The sequence below is a fragment of the Micrococcus sp. CS26 genome, from assembly GCF_055522295.1.
In genome coordinates, this window is record NZ_JBVFVY010000052.1 from 1 (window position 1) to 1,513 (window position 1,513).

General features: G+C 68.1%; 1 protein-coding gene. It reads left to right on the forward strand.

What is annotated here, in order from left to right; all coding sequences use genetic code 11:
* The first annotated feature begins 59 nt into the window (after positions 1–59).
* The gene (locus tag ACZ1IK_RS11145; RefSeq protein ID WP_060973670.1) at positions 60–1,502 is read left to right on the forward strand and encodes an IS30 family transposase; all 1,443 of its coding nucleotides are present in this window, start codon (positions 60–62) and stop codon (positions 1,500–1,502) included.
* Positions 1,503–1,513: the final 11 nt, after the last annotated feature.

Genomic DNA, 1,513 nt, shown 5'->3' on the forward strand with positions numbered 1-1,513 from the left:
CCAGGGTGGATTCAATCGGTCGTCGCAACACCCTCTCGGAATCACTGGAGGTATGGGCGATGGCAAGCAAGGACTGGGCGAGGAAGATCAGTGACGTGCCCGAGGGGACACGGCGGCAGTGGAGAGCGGATCGGGCCTTGCGGGCCCCGATGCGCTCTCCTGGCAGGCCGCAGCCCTCACGGGAGGTCCAACGCCAGTTCTGGCGTGTGATCGCCACCGGTGTCACCACGGTCGAGGCATCCCTGACTGTGGGCGTGTCCTGGCCCGTCGGGGCGCGCTGGTTCCGTCACGCTGGCGGGATGACCCCGCTGTCCTTAGCCGAGCCCACCGGCCGGTATCTGTCCTTCGCTGAGCGTGAGGAGCTCGCGATCCTCCATGCCCAGGGCCAGGGGGTCCGTCAGATCGCACGCACGCTGGGACGTGATCCCGGCACGATCAGCCGTGAGCTGCGCCGTAACTGCGCCACTCGTTCCGGGAAGCAGGAGTACCGGGCCACGGTGGCGCAGTGGAAGGCCCAGGAAGCTGCCAGGCGGCCCAAGCCGGCGAAGCTGGCCACGAACCAGCGACTGCACGACTACGTCCAGGCACGCCTGAACGGGGTGGTCCTGGGCCCCGATGGCGTGGCCGTGCCGGGACCGGTCGGGCCCGGTTTCAAGGGGCGGAAGATGAAACCGCGCCGGGCGGACCGGCGGTGGTCCACGGCGTGGAGCCCTGAGCAGATCAGCCACCGGCTGCGCCTGGAGTTCCCGGATGATGTGTCCATGCGGATCTCTCATGAAGCGATCTATCAGTCCCTGTTCATCCAGGGGCGTGGGGCGCTCAAGCGTGAACTCGTCGCGTGCCTGCGTACCGGGCGGGCTCTGCGCGAGCCGCGGGCACGTACCCGGAACAAGCCCCAGGGCCACGTCACCGAGGACGTGGTGTTCAGCAAGCGCCCACCCGAGGCCGCTGATCGTGCTGTGCCCGGGCACTGGGAAGGGGACCTGATCATCGGGACCGAGCGTTCAGCGATCGGGACTCTGGCCGAGCGCAAGAGCCGGGCCACGATCCTGGTCCACTTGCCCCGCCTGGAGGGATGGGGTGAGCGGCCGCCGGTGAAGAACGGGCCGTCGCTGGGTGGGTACGGGGCTGAGGCGATGACCGCGGCCCTGATCAAGGCGATGGCGACGGTGCCGGAGCAGCTGCGTCAGAGCTTGACGTGGGATCGGGGCAAGGAGCTGGCCGGGCATGTCCAGTTCACGATGGCCACGGGCACGAAGGTGTTCTTCGCTGACCCCCACTCGCCGTGGCAGCGGCCGACGAACGAGAACACGAACGGGGTGCTGCGGCAGTACTTCCCCAAGGGCACGGACCTGTCGAGATGGTCGGCCGAGGACCTCGCAGCAGTCGCGTACACGCTGAACAACAGGCCCAGGAAGGTCCTGGACTGGAAGACTCCCGCGGAGGTCTTCGCCGAGCAGCTACGCTCGCTCTCAACGCACGGTGTTGCAACGACCGGTTGAACCCGCCCAGT

Excerpts from the sequence above, each read along its gene's own strand:
- ACZ1IK_RS11145 (WP_060973670.1), top strand. The coding sequence starts at position 60 with ATGGCAAGCAAGGACTGGGCGAGGAAGATCAGTGACGTGCCCGAGGGG.